The following is a 21,151-nucleotide window of genomic DNA, read 5'->3' as shown; positions in this document are numbered from 1 at the left end:
ACCCCTCCTCTCCAAACATAAATACAAAAACGCTTTGGGTAACCCAAAGCCAATCATTGAATAAATTTTTCATATTGGTGAAGATCAGGATTTCGATCTAACGCCTCCTGGCAATCTTCGCAAATCGCCTTGACACGGATTTCCCCTGTCGGAAGATATTGAATCATATCTAACCTTTCTTCTTCTGTTAATCGATGAAACCCCAATTGCTCACTCTCTAACTCAAGTGCATCAATCGTCCCGATTTTTACGCCACAATGGCGACAATAGTAATGCAATGCCATATGTGTCCCTCCCAAATGGTTGTTTTAATCGAATACATTTTGAACCATTTAGTCGGGAATTATTCATTACTTATTAAATTCGTTCATCACTTGCGCAAATGAAATTTTCAACGATCGTTCACATGCATCCGCCGCCTTTTGAATGGCTTGCTCGATTTGTATTTTCTCTTCCGCTGTCCACCGACCTAATACGTAGTCACTCACTCTCATTCCGTTTTTCGGCCGATCAATGCCGATGCGGATGCGTTTAAATTGCTCTGTTTTCAAATGATGAATAAGCGATTTCATTCCGTTATGACCGCCAGCGCTTCCCTTTGGACGCAAGCGGACCGTTCCGGTTGACAAATCTAGGTCGTCGTAAATGACAATGAGATCGTCGACATCAATATTATAATAGTCCATCAATGGCCGAACGCATTCACCCGATAAGTTCATATATGTAAGCGGTTTGCATAATATGACTTTTTCACCTGAAATGATGCCACTTGCAAATATACCTTGGAACTTCGTTTGATTGAACGTAAATCCCCAGCGACGAGCAAGCTCGTCAATTACCATAAACCCTACATTATGCCTCGTTTGTTCATATTCTTTTCCAGGATTCCCTAAACCAACAAACAGCTTTACCATTTCCCTGCTCCTTCTCTCCATACCGCAAAAGACGTAACCAATGATGGCTACGTCCGTCACGGTGTTGTTTCGCGTCCTTCTTCCGATTCTGGTCTCCCCGGTTCTTGTTCTTCACCGCTATGAATTTCTTCTTCTTGTTTTGGTGGCAAAATCGAAGCGATCACTTCTGTTGGATCGTGATTGATTTCATAAGCACCGTTTGTTTGAATATGTGAAACTGTAATAACATCGCCTACTTGCAAATTCGTTATGTCGACATCAATGGATGGAGGGATGTTTGACGGCAACGCCCGAATGGACAATTGATGCATTGCTTGTTGCAATACGCCCCCATCTTTCACGCCAGCTGCTTCACCAACGAGATGAATCGGAACGTGAACATCGATTTCTGTTTTTGCATCAACAGCTAAAAAGTCAATATGAATAATATCATGGCGAATCGGGTGTTTTTGCATATCGCGAGCGATGATACGAATATGATTGTCGTTCATCTTTGCGTCTAAAAGACCTGTACCACCTGTAGCCCGCAACTGCTTTAAAAACTCAGCCGCATCAACAAAAACTGATTGGCTATTCATCGTTTTCCCGTACAACACAGCCGGGATGTGACCTTGTTTCCGCATTTGTTTGACGTAAGAACGTCGATGATCTGTACGCAATTGAAGTTGTAACAATGAAATCACCTTCCTATTTTAGCATCGCTCATAGCTTCCCCTAAAATAGGAAGGTCTAAACGTCATTAGTCAAACAACGCGCTAATCGACTGCTCTTCGTGTACGCGAATAATTGCTTCACCAATCAGAGGAGCAACAGATAGCTCGACAATTTTATTCGTTTTCTTTTCTTCAGGAATCGCAATTGTATTCGTAACAACAAGCTCTTTAATTTTCGAATTTTGAATTCGTTCAATCGCTGGACCTGATAAAACTGGGTGCGTACAACATGCATACACTTCTTTTGCCCCATGCTCAGCTAACGCATTTGCCGCTAAAGTAATCGTTCCAGCTGTATCAATAATATCGTCCACTAAAATCGTCGTTTTTCCTTGTACATTACCAATAATGTTCATCACTTCTGCTACATTTGGTTTCGGACGACGCTTGTCAATGATCGCAATTGGTGCTTTTAAACGATCTGCCATTTTCCGCGCACGCGTCACGCCACCGTGGTCCGGAGAAACGATGACAATATCATCAAGTTGCTTTTCTTTAAAGTAATCCGCTAAAATCGGAACCCCCATGAGATGATCGATTGGAATATCAAAAAATCCTTGAATTTGCGGCGCATGCAAATCAAGTGTAATAACGCGGGAAGCACCGGCAGTTTCCAATAAATTCGCAACTAATTTCGCTGTAATCGGCTCACGAGAACGTGCTTTGCGATCTTGACGAGCATATCCGTAGTACGGCATAACAATGTTAATTGTTTTTGCAGACGCTCGCTTTAATGCGTCAATCATAATAAGTAACTCCATTAAATGTTCATTCACGGGCGCGCTCGTTGATTGAATAACATAAACGTCGCATCCACGAATACTTTCTTCAATGTTAATTTGAATTTCTCCATCGCTAAAACGAGAAACAGAACACTTTCCTAATTCAACACCAATCACTTTTGCGATTTCCTGGGCTAAGATCGGATTAGAGTTTAACGAAAATAACTTTAAATTAGAATTTAAATACTGAGACATGGGTCAATGAACCTCCATTAGGATTTTTTCTTCGCTTGTAGACGTTCAACATAATTTTCTTTATTTGTTTGCCGAGCACGTGCGATAGCTAAAGCTTCACTAGGCACATCATCGGTAATCGTTGAGCCAGCCGCTACATACGCCCCGCTTCCAACCGTAACAGGAGCAATTAAGTTCGAATTACAACCAATAAACGCACCATCTTCAATTTTTGTCACGTATTTATTGGCACCGTCATAATTTACTGTAATGGTTCCGCAACCAATATTGACATGTGCGCCTACTTCAGCGTCCCCAATATAACTTAAGTGCGATGCTTTACTGCCGTCTCCAAACGTCGCTTTTTTGATTTCAACGAAGTTTCCGATTCTCACATCATCACCAATTTTACATAGCGGACGAATATGTGCAAATGGACCAATGGTTACGTCTGATCCTATTTCACTATCATGTACAACCGAATGACGAATCGATGTGTCGTTGCCAATACGGCTATTTTTCACTTCACTATTCGGTCCGATGATACAGTTTTCACCGATCACCGTATGTCCCTCAATCCATGTCCCGGGATAGATGACGGTATCCTGTCCAATGTGCACATCTGGTCCTATATACGTATGCTCAGGATCGATGATTGTCACACCATTTGCCATATGTTTACGATGAATGCGTGCACGCATAATTTTTTCTGCTTGTGCAAGCGCAATGCGGTCATTTACACCTAACGTTTCTTCAAACACCGGTGTTTCATATGCTGAAATGATTTCGCCTTGTTTTTTCAAAATTTCGATGACATCTGGTAAATAATATTCACCTTGTGCATTGTCGTTTGACACTTTCGTAAGCGCTTCAAATAATGCACGATTATCGAAACAATACGTCCCTGTATTAATTTCTCGAATGTTCCGTTCTTCTTCGGTTGCGTCTTTATGTTCTACAATTTTTTCGACATGTCCATCTTTATTTCGGACAATGCGACCGTATCCTGTTGGATCTTCTGCAAGGGCGGTTAAAATCGTTGCTTTCGCTTTTGTTTGTAAATGATGTTGTAAAAGCGCTTCCATCGTTTCTGAGGTGATCAATGGCGTATCTCCACAAACAACGAGAGTCACACCATCTTTATCAGCTAAATGAGGTGCTGCTTGCAAAACAGCATGTGCCGTCCCAAGCTGTTGTTCTTGAATGACGTACTCACTTTGACTGCCGAGTTGTTCTTTTACTCGTTCTGCTCCAAAACCAACAACTGTAATTAGTCGATCTACATGTAACATAGAAATTGCATCCACTACATGTTGTACCATCGGCTTTCCACAGACAGGGTGCAACACTTTATACAGCTTTGAACGCATGCGCGTCCCCTGTCCAGCCGCTAAAATGATCGCATATCGTCTCATCGTAAGGCCTCCATACCTCTCTTTATCCATATTGAATATATATCAATTATGTATGTATTTCAAGGAAACATTGTCATCTACCAAAAAAATTCATCATTTTCACTATATGTTCTTTACTAATAGGATGAACATTATTTTCATATGAAAAGGACCCTTTTTTAACGAAAGGGTCCTCTGTTATGATTTACGAAGCACCTGCTTCTTCAAGCTCTTTTTCCAACTCACCAGCACGGTGATATTCAGCTAAAACAGCCTCCTGGATTTTCCCGCGGGTTGTTGAGTTAATTGGATGAGCAATATCACGGAATTCCCCGTCAGGAGTACGCTTGCTTGGCATAGCGACAAACAAGCCGTTATTGCCTTCAATGACACGAATATCATGAACAACAAATTCATGATCCAACGTGATCGAGGCAATCGCTCTCATACGTCCTTCGGTATTCACGCGGCGTAATCTCACGTCAGTTACTTCCATTCTGTTCACCACCTTTTCCCTATATAAGAACTTAATTGAATTTATTCCACGTCGTTTTTTATTTTCCTGCTAACATAAAAAAATTTTTTTTACGATTGTTTAACAAGGGCAACGACTTCAATTTCAATTAACGCATCTTTTGGTAAACGAGCCACTTCAACAGCGGAACGCGCTGGTTTATGATCGCGGAAATATTGGCCATATACTTCATTCATCGCCGCAAAATCGTTCATGTCTTTTAAAAACACCGTTGTTTTTACAACAGTTTCTAAAGACGCTCCTGCTGCTTCAAGCACCGCTTGCAAATTTTTGAATACTTGATGCGTTTGTGCTTGAATATCCCCTTGCACCATTTCTCCTTCAGGAGTTAAAGCAATTTGTCCAGAACTGTAAAACATGTTGTTGACGATAATGCCTTGTGAATATGGTCCAATGGCTTGTGGAGCTTGGTTTGTGTGTACAACTTTCATGTCTCTTCCTCCTGTATGTAAAAATCATTTTATTTATTTGACAAAATGAAAGTAATTTCCTTCTTCTACTGTAATTTGTTTTTCTTTTACATTGACAGATGTTAGTTTCACGAGTGAAACATATTCATCAACGAGTCGTTCTTCTGCTTCTTCCGACTCGACAAGCACACCAATCCCAACAACGTTTGCGCGGAATTCTGCAAGCAAACTAATCATGCCGTTGATTGTTCCGCCCGCTTTCATAAAATCATCGATAATTAAGACATTTGCTCCTTCTGTTAAACTTCGCTTCGATAGCACCATCGTTTGAATACGTTTTGAAGAGCCTGATACGTAATTGATGCTGACCATCGAACCTTCTGTCACTTTGCTGTCGCGACGAATAATGACGACAGGTACATTTAAAAAGCTTGCAACAGCGTAGGCTAAAGGGATTCCTTTTGTTGCAACTGTCACAACAAAATCAATATGTTCATGGGCAAACGCAGAAGCATATAAGCGACCAATTTGGTTGACGATACGTGTATCGCCAAGCAAATCTGTCATATACAAATAGCCCCCTGGCAATAGCCGATCGGGATCCGCCAAGCTTGTACATAGTTGCTGAATAAATTGTTTCGCTTCCGTTTCTGACATTTTCGGTACGTATTGCACCCCACCGGCCGCCCCAGGAAGCGTACGCAACAAACCGATTCCTTGCTGTTCAAACGTTTGCTTAATAATAGCCAAATCTTCGCTAATCGACGATTTCGCTGATCCGTATCGTTCCGCAAAAAAAGTAAGCGGGACAAGCTGGTGTGGATGATAAAGCAAATAGTGTGTCATATCGACAAGCCGACTACTTCGCCTTAATTTCATACAATAACTCCTCCTTTATTGTTCATGTCTTTCTCCAATTAATCGAACAGCATATACGTGTTCGCAAAAACCTCGCAAACCATTATATACACGTTGTAACCGCGAATCATGTTGAACAAGACCAAACACGGTCGGTCCACTTCCACTCATTAATGATACATCTGCACCAAAACGTCTCATTTGTTCCTTAATTTGCGCGACTTCAGGATACATGTTTAGCGTGACACTTTCTAATACGTTTCCAGCGAGCGCACAAATTTTTTCATAATCTTTTTCTCTAATCGCAGCAACCATTCCGTCTACATCCGGATGACTCACAGATTGTAGTTGTAAATTTCGGTACACATCTGCCGTCGATACACCGATTGTTGGTTTTGCTAAAATGACCCAACTCGGTGGAGGAGCAGGAATATGCTCAATTTTCTCTCCCCGTCCCGTTGCGATCGCTGTTCCTCCATATACGCAAAACGGAACGTCCGAGCCAATCTCCGCTCCAATTTCAGCAAGTTCGTCTAAACTCAACCCTAACCCCCACAGCTTATTTAATCCTCGCAACGTTGCAGCGGCATCGCTGCTTCCACCTGCAAGACCCGCCGCAACGGGAATATACTTCGTAATAGAAATCGCTACCCCTCGACGAACACCCACTTTCTCCTTCAACAATTTAGCAGCTTGATATGCTAAATTGCGTTCATCATCCGGCACGAAGCGATTGTGCGAAATAATTTGGATCGTATCGCTATACAAATCCATTAACTCGACACGATCAGCTAAATCAATCGTCGTCATCACCATTTTTACTTCATGGTAGCCGTCTGGGCGCTTATGTAATACGTCGAGGGATAAATTAATTTTCGCTGGTGCTTTCACTAACAACCTCAAACTGTTCACCTACTTTTCCGACTTCAAACTCCTATCGACATTTTACCACAAAAAATAGTGAACAAATACGTACCTTTTCAATGGCCACAAAAAAAGAGACCACCGATATTGGTCGCCTCCTTAGCCGTCATGAATGTGAGCTGCTCATCGCTACTTGTTCGTCATCTAAAAATGTAAGTTGTACTGTTTCCGTCAACACGTCTGCATAACTATATGATACACGTTCAAAAGCGTTTTCTTCTTGATCGAGTTCAACAACAAATACGGACGGATATGTTTGGGCTAACACGCCACAACGCTCGATTGTCTTTCGACGCCCACCGTTCGCTTTTAACGTCAATCTTTTACCGAGATTCGAATCCAACACTTTTTTAATTTCCGACAATGTTTTTCCCATCGTACCCACCTCACTATTACATAGTATAACAAACGAAAATGAATAAGTCAAAAAATAAGAATTATATCAACAAAAAATATTTTATGTCAATACTTTTATTTTTATTATGGACAATAATAGAAAAAATTATGTACAAAAAGTGTTAAAAAACAAAATGATATTCTTGTCTTTTTACCACAACGGCAAAAAGACAAGAGATTTTTTGTTTATGTTTGCTCATCCATCGTCCGAAAAGGCATCCCTGTCCGCAAAACACCGCGCGTCTCAACACCGCCAAGCCCCTTTTCCCCTGTCAATGTATTTCTTAATACGTCCCATACGTTAATGCGGTCCATAAAAGGAGTGAAACTAACGCGCGAGACAATATATACAGGATCGAGAGCATGAATATTGACGCGTGCAGGAGAGCTTGCGAAGTTCGCACCCGCTCGAATAAGCGATTCAAAATGAGATTGACACGCCCCAGCAAAAATGACAAGTTGATCGAGATTCGGAATTTTTTTGCGTGCCTGCTTCACCGTTTGGACAAAATATTTCGAATGACGATACGCCCTTAAATCATCTACCGATCCTTTCGATTTCGAATATGCATCATGCCCCGTTACAACTAAAATATCTGGACGCACTTGTTCAAGTAGTGGAATAATACGATCGGGCATATCTGTTTCATGACAATGAACACCATATACCGGGACTCCGATTCGTTCATACAGTTGCATGCATTTACGTAAATAAAGCGGGTCGCCATCTATATGAAGCACACGTCCCGGTAATTGGAAAAAATCCATTTTCACTTCATATCCGCCTGTCGCATCATATTCACTTTTTTCCCGTAGTGCCCGATAATCTTGACGCAACAATTTATAGCACTGCTCAATATGCCGCTTTTCTTCTTCTTTTCTTCTCTTTTTTTCCCGCTCGTCAATAACAACTAAATCAGAAAACGGAGCATCGGCTATAAGGCGAACATCCTCCCCATATAAAATGGCTTCTTTTTCCCCTTCTTTTTCTTTTATATCAATAACCCGAAACAAAATATCACATTCATACGATTTTCGTGCAACAATATCTCCCACTTGAATCATACACACCCGCCCTTTCGTTTGTTTTGTTTGTAACATATGCGACGAAAGGATAGAACGTGTAAAAAAAGAGGCATTAAGCCTCTTAATAAAAAATGTGATATAGCTGTTCGCTTAATGTAGCGAACTCAGCAATGGTGAGCGTCTCTCCTCTACGTTTCGGATCAATGCCAGCATTCGCGAGCGCATTTTCAATCTGTTCTTTTTTCTCCTTGCCGTTTGGCAATTGGTTCAGTAAATTATTTAAAATCGTTTTCCGCCGCTGTCCAAAACTCGCACGAACGACAGCAAAGAAAAAATCTTCATTCGAGACAGAAACGGCAGGTTGCTCTCGTTTCAATAAGCGAATAACGGCAGAATCGACATTTGGCTTTGGCACAAATACCGTTCTCGGCACATGCATCACCGTTTCGGCATGCGTATAATATTGCACAGCAATCGTCAAGGAACCGTAATCTTTTGTCCCTGGTTTCGCAGCCATACGATCAGCTACCTCTTTCTGTAACATAACGACCATACCGCGAATAGGTAAACGATCAGTCAACAACTTCATAATAATTGGTGTCGTGACGTAATACGGCAAGTTGGCAACAACCATAATATCATCAACATCTGTGAACTGTTCCGCTATCACTTGTTGTACGTCTGCTTTTAATATATCTTCGTGAATGATTGATACATTCGTATATGGGGAAAGTGTATCTGCTAAAATAGGAAGAAGCCGTTGATCAATTTCAAATGCGACCACTTTTTTTGCTCGCCGCGCTAGTTGTTCTGTAAGCGCCCCGATTCCCGGTCCAATTTCAATAACACCTGTTCGTTCAGAAAGTTGGGCGAAATCAACAATGCGGTGTAAAACATTCGGCTCAATTAAAAAATTTTGACCTAAACTTTTTTTGAACGAAAAGCCATACTTCTCTAAAATTTCTTTTGTACGGGTCGGTGTAGCAATATCTTTATACATGTTCTTCCTCCTGTATAACTTGCTTCATCGCTTCTATAAATTGTTCTTTTGAAATTTGAAACATTTGTAACCGTTTATGCAGCTGTTTTCCGTTTGTATAACCAATTTTTAATAATTGACCTAACCGCTCACGGCGAGCTCGTGCGAATGGACCACCGATTAATCCGGCATCGACAAGCTGTTGAAATGAAATTTCTTCTTTTGGATCAATCATTTCTTCGTACACACTTAATAGCGCTGTGCGAATCGCTTCAATCGAAGCGTGCTCAACACCGAGACCTTTTCCGTGCTTTCCTCGCGCTTCTTCACGCGTTAAAAAGGCATGTTTGCATCCCGGCACACGTTCAGCAATTGTTTTACGAATTTTTTCACCCGGATAATCCGGATCGGTAAAAATAATGACTCCGCGCTGTTGTTGAGCTAAACGAATGCGTTCGATTGTTTCATCATTAATGGCTGCACCGTTCGTTTCAATCGTATCAGCATCTACCGCACGACGAATCGCTACGGTATCATCGCGCCCTTCAACCACGATAATTTCCTTAATTTTCATAAAATCCTCCATCTCTCATGTGTTCTTCACCCATTATAACGAAAAAAACAGAGGATCGTGAAATCCTCTGTGTTATTTTATAATTTTTATTTTCACACGTTTCGTGCCCCAGCGATATGCCGTTGATTTATTGGGAAAAAAGACGTCAATTTTATATCCCTTTACATTTTTCCCTGTGTCGGCCGCAACTGCATATCCGTACCCCTCTACGTATACTTTCGTTCCGAGCGGAATAACGCGCGGATCAACAGCAATTACTTTTGCGTTTGGATTAGCACGCAAATTAATTCCCGTTGCTGTTGTTCCAGAACATCCTGTGCAATATGCTGTATACGCTGTAGCGATCACGTAAAGTTCTTCGGACACTTCACCACTTCCACGTGAGGCTAATATTTTGGCAACTGGCTTTGTTCCAATCGCAACAATACGATTTTTGCTCGGTTTAATTGTCTCTGTTTTAATTAATTTACGCGATACTTCTTTTCCGTTTTCCAAGATGACTTCGTACTGCTTAGCGACAAGCCCTTTTTCGCCTTCGCTAATTACCTTTTGCTTGCCTTTTTCCAATTGTGCGTCTTTCTTTTTCACAACTGTATAATTTACTGGTTCTTCCACTACATCGGTGACTTTTTCAACTCGAACAATGTTTATTTTTGTGTTTGGTTGAATCATTTCATTCAATTTTGGTTGAACGCGATCCAGCTCCCGCAATGTAATGTGTTGTTTAGCTAAAAAGTCAGCGACCGTAGTCGAAGTAGACCAAACTTGTTGCTGTTTGCCGCCGTCATTTAATGTGATTGGAAATGCTTTACTTATCACAATTTTCATATTTTCTTTCACTACTTCGTCAACGTTTGGCGATACTTGATCGTGCTCACGAAGCTCGATTTGTTGAATATGCAATACATCCTTGACAGTTTTAGCCGTCGTTCTTAACTTCTTTTCTACCCCATCAACAATAAGTACAATCGGCTTACTCGCTTCCCACTTAACAGTTAAATCATTAACAATTTTTGTTTGCAGTGAAGGAGAAATAAAATCTTCTTCTTTTAGCTTAATGTTTTGTTCTTTCAATAACTCAGCAACTGTATTGGCATGGGTACGTACTTTTTGCTCTTTTCCGTTCGTATATAACGTAACCGTTTCTTTTGTCCATTCATAGCTAGCATATCCTGTCATTCCGGATAATACCAGAAATCCTCCTGTAGCTAGCGCAATTTTTTTCTTTGATGTTGATTGCAATAATTTTTTTACATACGTAATCAAAATAAAAACGCCTCCTTTTCCGATAGATGACCGTGACGACCCTCCTTCTCTATGAAACTTATTATCTATTATTCAAAATATTCTTTCATAAAGGAAGAAAGACTTGTCGACAAGCTTATTGTATGCTTGTGAAAAAAGATGTAGAACGATCACGTTTTATCTTTTCTTTAGACAAGTCTTCCAATCAATCGACACGTTTCTCTATCAAATGATGCCGAATAATCGCTTGGCGTTGTCGGACGTTTTTTGAGCAACTTCTTCAAAAGATAACCCTTTTAATTCAGCGATCGCTTCGGCAACATACTTTACATAGCTTGGTTCGTTTCGTTTTCCGCGAAACGGATGCGGCGTTAAATACGGACAGTCCGTTTCAATAAGTAGCCGATCAAGCGGAATTTCTTTTGCTACTTCTTTCGGTTTTTTTGCATTTTTAAACGTAACAGGACCACCAAACGAAATATAAAAATTCATATCCATACATTGCCGAGCTACTTCTATACTTCCGCTAAAACAATGCATTACGCCCCCGACTTCTCCTGCATTCTCTTCTCGTAAAATATCAACAATGTCCGCTGTTGCATCGCGATTGTGTATAATAATCGGCAACTTCACCTTTTTTGCTAAACGAATTTGTTTACGAAACACTTCTTTTTGTACGTCTTTCGGTGATTGATCCCAATAATAGTCAAGCCCCATTTCACCGAGCGCAACAACTTTCGGATGTGCTGCTAAACGTTCAATCATGCTGAGGTCCTCATCAGTCATATGAATCGCATCAACAGGATGCCACCCGACAGCTGCATAAATAAACGAATATTGCTCAGCTAACTCCATGGCGCGTTCAATTGTCGGGCGATCAAAACCGACAACTACAATATGTGACACACCTTCTGCACGTGCTCGCTCAATGACTTGCTCTACATCTTCGTTAAATTGTGTTGCATTTAAATGTGCATGTGTATCAAATAACATATAACCCCTCTTTTCTTCCGGTGTTCAGTTTACCACACAAAACTGTTACATAAATCACAGCTATATAACAATTACGTTACAAAATAGAAACAAAGAGGTGTTTTCGCAACACCTCTTTACTTCACTTTTGCACCATTTGGAAGCGACTCGTCTACTGTCGCCAACGATAATACACCATCTTTTTCTCCTGCTAAAATCATACCCTGTGATAATTCTCCACGCAGTTTGACAGGTTTTAAATTCGTCACACAAATCACTTTTTTCCCAATTAAGTCCTCTGGTTTGTAATATTTCGCAATACCTGATACAACTTGACGTTTTTCATATCCTAAATCAAGTTGCAGTTTAAGTAAGCGATCGGCTTTTGGAATTGGTTCAGCGTGAATCACTTGTGCGACACGCAAATCAACTTTCATAAAATCGTCAATTGTAATTTCTTCGCTTGTTTCCTCGTTTTGTTCTTGTTTTTCTTCTGTATTTGCTACTGTCCCCTTCATCTGTGATTGAATGTATTGCACTTCCTCTTGAACGTCTAAACGAGGAAACAGCGGTGCTCCTTTTTCAACCATTCGCTCATGTTGTGAAGCACCAAACGTTTGTAAGCTGTCCCAGCTCATCAGCTTTTCATCTTGAATGCCTAGTTGAGCAAACATCCGTTTTGGCGTTGCGGTCAAAAACGGCTGCAATAAAACAGCTACATAACGAAGCGACTCCGCTAAATGTGACATGACAGAAGCTAACTGTTCACGCGCTGTTTCGTCTTTCGCTAGTACCCATGGTTGTGTTTCATCAATATATTTGTTCGTGCGACTAATGAGCTGCCAAACGGCAGTTAGAGCTTGCGAAAATTGCATTTGCTCCATCGCCTCTTCATATTGTGTCACCGTATCATATGCCATTTGCACAAGCTGTTCATCAAACGATGTGTGCGTTCCGCTATATACAGGAACACGACCAGCAAAATATTTTTCGATCATCGCTACCGTCCGATTTAACAAGTTCCCTAAATCATTCGCTAAATCGTAGTTAATGCGTTCAACAAAACCTTCTGGTGTAAACACACCATCTGAGCCAAACGGCACTTCACGAAGCAAATAGTAACGTAACGCATCCAACCCATATCGGTCAATTAACGTAACGGGATCGACAACATTTCCTTTCGATTTCGACATTTTTCCGTCTTTCATAAGCAACCAGCCATGTGCAAACACTTTTTTCGGAAGCGGAAGATCTAGCGCCATCAACATAATTGGCCAATAAATCGTATGGAAACGAACAATTTCCTTTCCAACAAGATGGACATCGGCCGGCCAATACGTTTTGTATTTTTCGTCATTTTCCGTTCCATATCCTAGCGCAGTAATGTAGTTGGACAACGCATCAATCCATACATAAATGACATGTTTCGGATCTTCAGGAACAGGAATACCCCAGTCAAACGTCGTCCGTGATACGGCTAAGTCTTCTAATCCTGGCTTGATGAAATTGTTGATCATTTCGTTTTTACGCGATTCTGGCTGAATAAATTGCGGATTTTCTTCATAAAACGCCAATAAACGATCAACATATTTGCTCATACGGAAAAAGTACGATTGTTCTTTTACTTTTTCTACAGGACGCCCGCAGTCTGGACAATTTCCTTCAACTAGCTGTCGCTCCGTGTAAAACGATTCACAAGGGGTGCAATACCATCCTTCATATTCATCCAAATAAATATCCCCCTGTTCTAAAAGGCGAGCAAAAATTTTTTCAACCACTTGTTTATGACGCTGCTCCGTCGTACGAATAAAATCGTCATAAGAGATATCAAGCTTCTTCCATAATTCTTTAATGCCTGCAACAATTTCGTCGACATACTGTTGTGGAGTAACCCCTTTTTCTTCCGCTTTTCGCTGAATTTTTTGGCCATGTTCATCCGTTCCTGTTAAATACATGACGTCGTAGCCACGCATCCGTTTATATCTCGCCATTGCATCGCCAGCTACCGTCGTATACGCATGACCGATATGTAATTTATCACTCGGATAATAAATAGGTGTAGTAATATAAAACGTCTTTTTCGTCACTTGTACCCCTCCTTGTCGCACGTGTAGTAGAAACGCTCTCGCCCAAAGGACGAGAGCGATTGCATACTTGTATTCTCGATTAATACATCTATTCCTCTTATCTCAACAAAATATACATAAAAATAGAGAGCGCTGTCAACTATTCGACATCGTCTTGTCGACAACCAATACACATTTGTCGAATTTTGTCGAAAAAATAGCGATATTTTTGTCGAATTTATGTTGAATTTTGTCGAATAATATTTATAATAATGTTTGTATCGTCTTGAAAAGTAGTTAAAAACTGTTATGCATCGATTGTAAAATGATTTGGTTTTTGTCATTTCAACTATCATTTTGTCGAATTTTATATGCATCGATATGTAAAGCATACATTTTTTTTTATTGTTGCATATAAAAGGATTGACGCTTAATGGAAAAGTTGTTATGATAAATCCATAGAGATTTTGTCGAATATTGACGAAAAAAGATGAAAGAAGGAGAGGAGAACAGTATGAAATCAACAGGTATTGTTCGTAAAGTAGATGAATTAGGTCGTGTAGTTATTCCAATTGAATTGCGTCGTACATTAGGTATCGCGGAAAAAGATGCGTTAGAAATTTATGTAGACGATGAGCGCATCATTTTGAAAAAATACAAGCCAAATATGACTTGCGTAGTAACTGGGGAAGTATCTGACGACAACTTCAAACTTGCAGACGGAAAAATCATTTTAAGCAAAGAAGGCGCAGAAGCATTATTACAAGAAATTCAAAACCTTCTTCAACAATCAAAATAAAAAGTTTCTCTAGTTTTTTCTAGAGAAACTTTTTTCTTACTTATGGTAAGCGTCGTACACATCCCGTTTCGGCAATTGTCGATCTTTTGCTACTTGTTTAATCGCTTCTTTCGAAGTATATTGCTTCGCCTCTATGTAATAGTTGACATGTTCCACAATCGTTAAATCATCCCACCATACTGATTGTTCATCTGGCATATGATTCCCTTCCACAAGAAGGCAAAACTCTCCGCGCACTTCATGATGTTCTGCCCAATGCATCACTTCTTCAATCGTTCCACGAATAAACTGTTCGAATTTTTTTGTTAATTCACGTGCTAGAGCCATTTTTCGATTTCCGAATATATGATGCATGATCGTTAACGTTTCTTGGAGACGATGCGGTGCCTCATAAAAAATAAGCGTATCTTTTATATGTTTTAATCGTTCGAGTTCTTTCTTCTTTTCTTTTTTATGTCGCGATAAAAATCCGTAAAAATAAAAATGATTCGTCGGTAGTCCAGAAGCTGTTAACGCCGTAACCGCTGCATTTGCACCAGGAAGAGGGACAACTTTACATTGTGCATGTAGCGCTTCAACAACGAGCTCGTGGCCAGGATCGGAAATCGTTGGCGTCCCTGCATCACTCACTAAAGCAACATGCTTACCTTCCAGTAGAGAAGCAATAATATGCTCCCCTCGTGCTTGTTTATTATGCTCATGGTAACTCACAAGCGGCGTATGAATGTCGAAATGATTCAGTAACTTTTTCGTTTGGCGTGTATCTTCAGCCGCGATGAAATCGACCGTTCGTAACGTTTCAATCGCACGCAACGTCATATCTTCTAAATTTCCAATTGGTGTTGGAACAATGTACAAAATCCCTTTTCCATCTTCTCCAATAAAACTTTTTTGCTCGTTCATCTCATCTCATTCCCCGTATAAAATATGTTTTAACTCGCTCGTATACTCGCCATTTTGTTCATATACAAAGAGCGGCGGTAATATTTTTAATCCTTTATTTCCGTCTTTCATTCCTTCAATTAAAATGGTATTCGCTTCTTTCCCTTCCTTCGGATAAACAAAACGTAAACGCTTCGGCTCTAAACGGTATTGTCTCATTAATGTCACGATATCTAATAACCGCTCCGGTCGATGAACAAAAGCAGCTTTTCCACCTTGTTTGAGCAATTGACTGCTAACGCGGATAACATCCTCTAGCGTGCAATAAATTTCGTGACGCGCAATCGCAAAATGTTCATTTTTATTGATTTCTTCTTCGTTTGGCGTTGGAAAATAAGGAGGGTTGCACGTCACAACGTCAAATTTACTATGTCCAAGATAAGCAGGCATATGTTTAATATCCCCATGAATGATTTCAATTTGCTTTTCTAATTCGTTATATTGCACGCTTCGTTTCGCCATATCATAAATCTTCTCTTGAATTTCCACGCCAACAATTTTTCCTTTTGTTCGTTTACTTAATAACAACGGGATGACACCATTTCCCGTACATAAGTCAACTAAATTCCCTTTTTGAATCGGGACATATACAAAATTTGCTAACAACACCGCGTCTAGTGAAAATGCAAATACAGATGGACTCTGGATAATTTTCATATCTTCTGCTAACAAATAGTCAAGCCGTTCATCTTCACGCAACATGTTTCATCCCTCTTTCTACAACAAAATAGCCTTCCAGACCATTTGTCAGAAAGGCTATTTTTTATTTAAAAATGACAAACAAAACAAACAATCACCATCGGTTCGCAAACTACCGTAATGTACATTACAAATGTGAAATCCCTCTTGATACAAACGAGCTAAGTTGTCATATCCTTCCCCAATATCAACTAATTTCGCTTTCGTCTGTTTTTTGCCTTGTTCAACTTTTCGCTCAGACAGCTGCTCGAGCCGTCTACGCAAATGGTCATTTTCAACTTGGAGGCGATGATTTTCTTCGATTAACTCTCCAAGATAACTTTTTAACTCACCGAGCTGCTTGTATAAATGAGCAATTTGCTCCTCGATACTCGTTACAGATTGGAAAATCTCTTTTTTATTCACGCGCCATCCACCCCATCACTCTGTGGCTTGAGTAGGAAGAACTTTTTCTTTTATTAACTCATCAATCGTATACTCAACTACCCGATCTTTTTCCACTAACTCCACTTGTAACACTCGTTCTAAAATGTTCAAACCAACAACTTTCCCTAGTCCAAGAGGCGTTTCGATCATTTCCCCTAAATCCGGCAACTGTTCTTTCGCTGTTTCGTATTCGTCGTTTTCATATTTTAAACAACACATTAATCGACCACATAATCCTGATATTTTTGTCGGATTTAATGATAAATTTTGATCTTTTGCCATTTTTATAGAAACAGGATCAAAGTCACCTAAAAACGTCGAACAACAAAGCATACGTCCACATGGACCGATTCCACCTAACATTTTCGCTTCATCTCGTACGCCGATTTGTCTTAACTCAATTCTAGTGCGGAAAATAGCAGCTAAATCTTTAACAAGTTCACGGAAATCAACTCGTCCATCAGCAGTAAAATAAAAAATGATTTTATTACGATCAAATGTATACTCCACATCGACGAGCTTCATTTCTAATCCATGCTCTTCTACTTTTTTCAAGCAAATGTCGTATGCTTCTTCCGCTGCCTTTTTATTTTCTTCTACAACAAGCTTATCTTTTTGATCAGCTAGGCGAATCACTTTTTTCAACGGCAAAACAATGTCTTTTTCGTCGACTTGCTTTTTAGCTACAACAACCTTCCCAAATTCAATGCCGCGAACAGTTTCAACAATAACATAATCACCATTTGAAATGGGTAAATCCCCCGGGTCGAAATAATAAATCTTTCCCGCTTTTTTAAAACGAACACCTACAACTTCATACAAACGCAGATCCCTCCCGCAACTGCAATACTAACTGTTCCATTAAAAGCTGCGGATTCATATTCGTATGCAACCGCGCTTTTGCTTGTAAAATTGCTTTCATATGTTGAGCAATTTGCTTTTCAGAATAGAGAAAACGCGACCGCTGGAATTCGCTTATGCAATCATCGTATGCAATTTGTTGTTTTTCACCGAGTATCACATATAGTAAGTCTTTATATAAATATAATAACAAGTCCAATCCTATATTCATTTGCTCTTTATTCGTAAAATGAGTCAGCCAATGTTGCTGAATAACGAGCAATGCTTGGACATATTGCTTGTTTAATGCTTCATATAATTGTATCACTATTTTTCGTGCTTGTGCAAACCAATCATCTTGACTTAATTGATATGCTTCTTCCACATTGTTCGTTACTCTTGCAGCTAATATCGCTAACTCCCGCGCTACACCTTTTTGTTGTAAATAAGCATATATTCGCTCCGTTGACAACGGATGGAATGAAACAACTTGGCAACGCGAAACAATGGTCGGAAGTATGCGATGAAATTGCTCCGTTAACAAAATTGCCACTGTTTTTGCTGATGGTTCCTCTAAAAATTTCAGCAAACTGTTGGCTGCTTGAACAGTCATTTGATCAGCATGTTCAATAATATACAATTTACGACTCGATTCGACAGCTGTTTTTGTAAACTCCTCTTGCAATTGCTCAATTTGTTGCTTTTTAATGGAGTTTCCATCTGGGATAACGAGATGAACATCCGGATGATTACCAGATTCAATTCGTCGACAGTTGACACATATTTCACAAGGTTCATCGTGCACATGTGTCAAACAAAACAGACGCTTCGCAAATAAAAGAGCTGCTTCCTTCTTCCCCGTCCCTTTTTGTCCTTTAAATAAATAGGCATGGGCCACTCTTCCTTTTCTTATGCTACTGGCGATCGTTTTCGCTACATGCGGTTGATTCATTTCAAGCGTTTTCCAAGACATAAAAATCCTCTCACTTTCTTATTAAAGGCTCAATTAGTGCCCATACGTCCTCAAACACTTTTGTTATCGGTTGAGTAGCGTCCACTTTTTTTATCCGATTTGGAAAACGGTCTAATAGCACCATATACCCTTTGCGCACTTGTTCATGAAACGATAACTCCTCTAAATCAAGTCGATTCACTTCCCGCAATCCATTTTCGCGAATGCGCGCTAATCCAAGCGATGGATCAATATCAAAATAAATTGTTAATGTAGGCATCCAATTCTCAATAGCGAACGCATTAATAGCTAATATCTCATCTATCCCTAAACCGCGCGCTACACCTTGATAAGCTAAAGAACTGTCAATAAAGCGATCACAAAGAACGACTTTCCCATCTTTCAACGCAGGAATCACTTTTTCAACTAAATGTTGTCGCCTTGCCGCAGCATAAAGCAAAGCTTCTGTCCGCGCATCCATTCGTTCGTTATTAGGATGCAAAATAACTGCACGAATTTGCTCGGCAATGTCGATTCCACCTGGCTCACGTGTCGCTACAACATCAACATGTTGTTCGCTCAAATAATCCTTTAACATGCGGACGATCGTTGTTTTCCCTGCCCCCTCTGGACCTTCAAATGAAAAAAATAAATAGCTCATCTCATACCTCCTGAAACACTTCGATGTAATCTCCGTCTATATCTGTTTGAAAATAGGCATCCGTTTTCTTCAAATACTGAATGATCTCAATATGTTGCCTTGTCACAATTTCTCCGATAAGTAAAATAGGAATCCCAGGTGGATAAGGGACAACCATTTGAGCACAAACACATCCGATTGCATCGTGAAGCAAAATTTTTTTTGTTTGGCGACCTTTCGTCCATTCATAACTTACTGCTTGACAATGTTTCGGTAACTGAATTTGTACTCGTTCATTTTGCGGCTCACGACGAATGGATTGCAACGCGCGTTTTATACGCTCCGTAACGTCTGGGAGTTGTTTCATTTTCGCAAGCGGATAGACAAGTAATACGTTATACGGATCAGCCATTTCCGTGAATATCCCATTCATTTCTAATAACTGTTGTAACTCATATCCTGAATGTGCGCTACGTGTTTGCAACGTAATTTTTAATAAGTCTGTTCGGATAAGCGGATGTCGTGATTCCACAACATGAATCGCCTCAATTGTTCGCAATTCTTGTTTAAATAATTGAATTTGAGCAATTATTTCATCAATCGTTTCACGCGTTTGTCGTGCTACATAAGCGCGTGCCAAATCAAGTGAAGCCATGATCGGATAAGACGGGCTACTTGTTTGGAAAACTTGCAAAAAGTATTTTAACGCACGTTCATCGACCAGTTCGCTATTAAAATGTAGAAAAGACCCCATAGTCATAGCTGGGAGCGTTTTATGGGCTGATTGTACAACAACGTCCGCCCCACACTCAACCGCCGATTTTGGAAAAGGTTCTCCGAGCACAAAATGAGCACCATGTGCCTCATCAACTAAAACAGGGATTCGATAAGAATGTGCCAACTGAATGATTGGTGTTAAATCAATAGCCATGCCGTAATAGTTTGGATTTGTTAAAATAAGTGCAGCCGCATCTGGATGCTTGCGCAACATATGAGAAATTGTTTCAAAAGACACGAAAGACATGACTTGAACATCTTCATCAAATTCTGGAGAGATAAAAATCGGTGTTGCCCCAACAAGATGTAGCGCATGTAAAATGGATTTATGACAATTACGTTGTACGATGACTTTCTTATTTTTTTCACACACGGCTACAATCATAGCTAAATTACCAGCCGTAGAACCATTGACTAAAAAATATGTGCGCTTTACTCCATACAAATTTGCTGCTAACTGTTGTGCTTGTTCAATTGCCCCTGCTGGATGATGTAAATCGTCTAAATGTGAAAGCTCAGTTACGTCTAAATGCAATAATGGCGCAAAAGAAAAAAGAGCTTCTTCATAAAAAACAGCTCCATATTTATGCCCTGGTACGTGAAATGAAATCGGTTGTGTCGAAGCATGTTCACGCAAAAGTGTATATAGAGGTGTTTTCGTTTGATCCATCTTTATTCGCTTCCTCGCTCAAGTTGTTTTATATATTTTATATTAAAATAAAACAGGCCCTAATCATAGTAGGGGCCTCAGTTATGAATATATTTTATTCTCTCCTATTCTTTTCAACCGATCAACGTAAAATTTGTATTTTTCATCATTTGTTTCGGTTTGAATCAAGTCGTTGTGACAATCCATACATATGAAATGATGAAAAACATGAATCCCTTTTTTATTTTGCTCATCACATACAATACAAGTTTCTTTATAACACATTCGTTCTCCACCTCCCGCCAATAGTTTTCCCAGTTTCATATAACAATATACTTCAGAAATAATCATTTGGTGCGGGGGTGCAAAAAGACAAAAAGACCAAGACTAATTTGTCTTGGTCTTTTTCTTGCCCGGCAACGTCCTACTCTCGCAGGCGGTGTCCCGCCAACTACCATCGGCGCT

25 protein-coding genes are annotated in these 21,151 nt (G+C 40.0%); 1 reads left to right on the top strand and 24 read right to left on the bottom strand.

Annotated elements, in window-relative coordinates; translation table 11 throughout:
- Positions 1–53: 53 nt before the first annotated feature.
- The 16 genes from fin to metG form a co-directional block, all read right to left on the bottom strand.
- Positions 54–284, bottom strand: coding sequence for an anti-sigma-F factor Fin (gene fin / locus LD028_RS06630; RefSeq protein ID WP_237811342.1), 231 nt, complete (start codon positions 282–284; stop codon positions 54–56).
- Between the two features lie 66 nt (positions 285–350).
- The gene (gene pth, locus LD028_RS06625) at positions 351–914 is read right to left on the bottom strand and encodes an aminoacyl-tRNA hydrolase (protein ID WP_006323728.1); all 564 of its coding nucleotides are present in this window, start codon (positions 912–914) and stop codon (positions 351–353) included.
- Between the two features lie 56 nt (positions 915–970).
- The gene (locus LD028_RS06620; protein WP_006323729.1) at positions 971–1,597 is read right to left on the bottom strand and encodes a 50S ribosomal protein L25/general stress protein Ctc; all 627 of its coding nucleotides are present in this window, start codon (positions 1,595–1,597) and stop codon (positions 971–973) included.
- Between the two features lie 56 nt (positions 1,598–1,653).
- Complete coding sequence (locus LD028_RS06615; RefSeq protein WP_035021116.1) at positions 1,654–2,604, bottom strand: ribose-phosphate diphosphokinase; 951 nt, start codon at positions 2,602–2,604, stop codon at positions 1,654–1,656.
- 17 nt (positions 2,605–2,621) lie between these two features.
- Positions 2,622–3,998: a bifunctional UDP-N-acetylglucosamine diphosphorylase/glucosamine-1-phosphate N-acetyltransferase GlmU gene (gene glmU, locus LD028_RS06610; protein WP_004888534.1), complete on the bottom strand. Its 1,377-nt coding sequence runs from the start codon at positions 3,996–3,998 to the stop codon at positions 2,622–2,624.
- A gap of 184 nt (positions 3,999–4,182) precedes the next feature.
- Entirely contained in the window at positions 4,183–4,473 is a 291-nt protein-coding gene (gene spoVG, locus LD028_RS06605; RefSeq protein WP_003398210.1) for a septation regulator SpoVG, read from the bottom strand.
- Between the two features lie 89 nt (positions 4,474–4,562).
- Positions 4,563–4,943, bottom strand: coding sequence for a RidA family protein (locus tag LD028_RS06600; protein ID WP_004888532.1), 381 nt, complete (start codon positions 4,941–4,943; stop codon positions 4,563–4,565).
- Between the two features lie 33 nt (positions 4,944–4,976).
- Complete coding sequence (gene purR, locus LD028_RS06595; protein WP_004888529.1) at positions 4,977–5,801, bottom strand: pur operon repressor; 825 nt, start codon at positions 5,799–5,801, stop codon at positions 4,977–4,979.
- A 15-nt stretch (positions 5,802–5,816) separates the two neighbouring features.
- Positions 5,817–6,683 carry a 4-(cytidine 5'-diphospho)-2-C-methyl-D-erythritol kinase gene (ispE, locus tag LD028_RS06590; RefSeq protein WP_237811341.1) on the bottom strand — a complete coding sequence of 289 codons (867 nt, stop codon included), beginning with the start codon at positions 6,681–6,683 and terminating at the stop codon, positions 5,817–5,819.
- Positions 6,684–6,810: 127 nt separating this feature from the next.
- Positions 6,811–7,080, bottom strand: a complete 270-nt coding sequence (gene veg / locus LD028_RS06585) for a biofilm formation stimulator Veg (RefSeq protein WP_004888526.1) — start codon at positions 7,078–7,080, stop codon at positions 6,811–6,813.
- Positions 7,081–7,286: 206 nt separating this feature from the next.
- Positions 7,287–8,165, bottom strand: coding sequence for a sporulation peptidase YabG (gene yabG, locus LD028_RS06580; protein ID WP_035019058.1), 879 nt, complete (start codon positions 8,163–8,165; stop codon positions 7,287–7,289).
- 82 nt (positions 8,166–8,247) lie between these two features.
- Positions 8,248–9,126, bottom strand: coding sequence for a 16S rRNA (adenine(1518)-N(6)/adenine(1519)-N(6))-dimethyltransferase RsmA (gene rsmA / locus LD028_RS06575; protein WP_237811340.1), 879 nt, complete (start codon positions 9,124–9,126; stop codon positions 8,248–8,250).
- Positions 9,119–9,691: a ribonuclease M5 gene (rnmV, locus tag LD028_RS06570; RefSeq protein ID WP_077428171.1), complete on the bottom strand. Its 573-nt coding sequence runs from the start codon at positions 9,689–9,691 to the stop codon at positions 9,119–9,121. The genes rsmA and rnmV overlap by 8 nt, the downstream gene beginning before the upstream one ends.
- A gap of 60 nt (positions 9,692–9,751) precedes the next feature.
- Complete coding sequence (locus LD028_RS06565; protein WP_237811339.1) at positions 9,752–10,945, bottom strand: resuscitation-promoting factor; 1,194 nt, start codon at positions 10,943–10,945, stop codon at positions 9,752–9,754.
- A gap of 204 nt (positions 10,946–11,149) precedes the next feature.
- Entirely contained in the window at positions 11,150–11,917 is a 768-nt protein-coding gene (locus tag LD028_RS06560) for a TatD family hydrolase (protein ID WP_237811338.1), read from the bottom strand.
- A 116-nt stretch (positions 11,918–12,033) separates the two neighbouring features.
- Entirely contained in the window at positions 12,034–13,983 is a 1,950-nt protein-coding gene (gene metG / locus LD028_RS06555; RefSeq protein WP_237811337.1) for a methionine--tRNA ligase, read from the bottom strand.
- Positions 13,984–14,476: 493 nt separating this feature from the next.
- Between metG and LD028_RS06550 the strand changes: the two genes are divergently transcribed.
- Positions 14,477–14,761, top strand: a complete 285-nt coding sequence (locus tag LD028_RS06550; protein WP_003398198.1) for a transition state genes transcriptional regulator AbrB — start codon at positions 14,477–14,479, stop codon at positions 14,759–14,761.
- Between the two features lie 36 nt (positions 14,762–14,797).
- On the opposite strand, the gene rsmI is transcribed toward LD028_RS06550, so the two are convergent.
- The 8 genes from rsmI to LD028_RS06510 all read right to left on the bottom strand — a co-directional run bounded on the left by rsmI (position 14,798) and on the right by LD028_RS06510 (position 20,971).
- Positions 14,798–15,664, bottom strand: coding sequence for a 16S rRNA (cytidine(1402)-2'-O)-methyltransferase (rsmI, locus tag LD028_RS06545; RefSeq protein ID WP_237811336.1), 867 nt, complete (start codon positions 15,662–15,664; stop codon positions 14,798–14,800).
- A 6-nt stretch (positions 15,665–15,670) separates the two neighbouring features.
- Positions 15,671–16,405 carry a tRNA1(Val) (adenine(37)-N6)-methyltransferase gene (locus tag LD028_RS06540; RefSeq protein ID WP_006323757.1) on the bottom strand — a complete coding sequence of 245 codons (735 nt, stop codon included), beginning with the start codon at positions 16,403–16,405 and terminating at the stop codon, positions 15,671–15,673.
- Between the two features lie 54 nt (positions 16,406–16,459).
- The gene (gene yabA, locus LD028_RS06535; RefSeq protein ID WP_004888509.1) at positions 16,460–16,807 is read right to left on the bottom strand and encodes a DNA replication initiation control protein YabA; all 348 of its coding nucleotides are present in this window, start codon (positions 16,805–16,807) and stop codon (positions 16,460–16,462) included.
- A 15-nt stretch (positions 16,808–16,822) separates the two neighbouring features.
- A complete protein-coding gene (locus tag LD028_RS06530; protein ID WP_237811335.1) occupies positions 16,823–17,650 on the bottom strand; it encodes a PSP1 domain-containing protein in 828 nt (275 codons plus the stop codon).
- Positions 17,643–18,641 (bottom strand): DNA polymerase III subunit delta', encoded by a 999-nt coding sequence (gene holB, locus LD028_RS06525; RefSeq protein ID WP_237811334.1) that lies wholly within the window; start codon positions 18,639–18,641, stop codon positions 17,643–17,645. Before holB ends, LD028_RS06530 begins: the two co-directional genes overlap by 8 nt.
- 10 nt (positions 18,642–18,651) lie before the next feature.
- Entirely contained in the window at positions 18,652–19,281 is a 630-nt protein-coding gene (gene tmk, locus LD028_RS06520; protein ID WP_004888504.1) for a dTMP kinase, read from the bottom strand.
- A 1-nt stretch (position 19,282) separates the two neighbouring features.
- The gene (locus LD028_RS06515) at positions 19,283–20,707 is read right to left on the bottom strand and encodes an aminotransferase class I/II-fold pyridoxal phosphate-dependent enzyme (protein ID WP_237811333.1); all 1,425 of its coding nucleotides are present in this window, start codon (positions 20,705–20,707) and stop codon (positions 19,283–19,285) included.
- A gap of 81 nt (positions 20,708–20,788) precedes the next feature.
- Positions 20,789–20,971: a sigma factor G inhibitor Gin gene (locus LD028_RS06510; RefSeq protein ID WP_035021128.1), complete on the bottom strand. Its 183-nt coding sequence runs from the start codon at positions 20,969–20,971 to the stop codon at positions 20,789–20,791.
- Between the last annotated feature and the right edge of the window lie 180 nt (positions 20,972–21,151).

Source organism: Anoxybacillus sp. LAT27, from assembly GCF_022030075.1.
GTDB lineage: Bacteria > Bacillota > Bacilli > Bacillales > Anoxybacillaceae > Anoxybacillus > Anoxybacillus kestanbolensis.
This window is presented reverse-complemented; position numbering and strand designations above follow the sequence as displayed.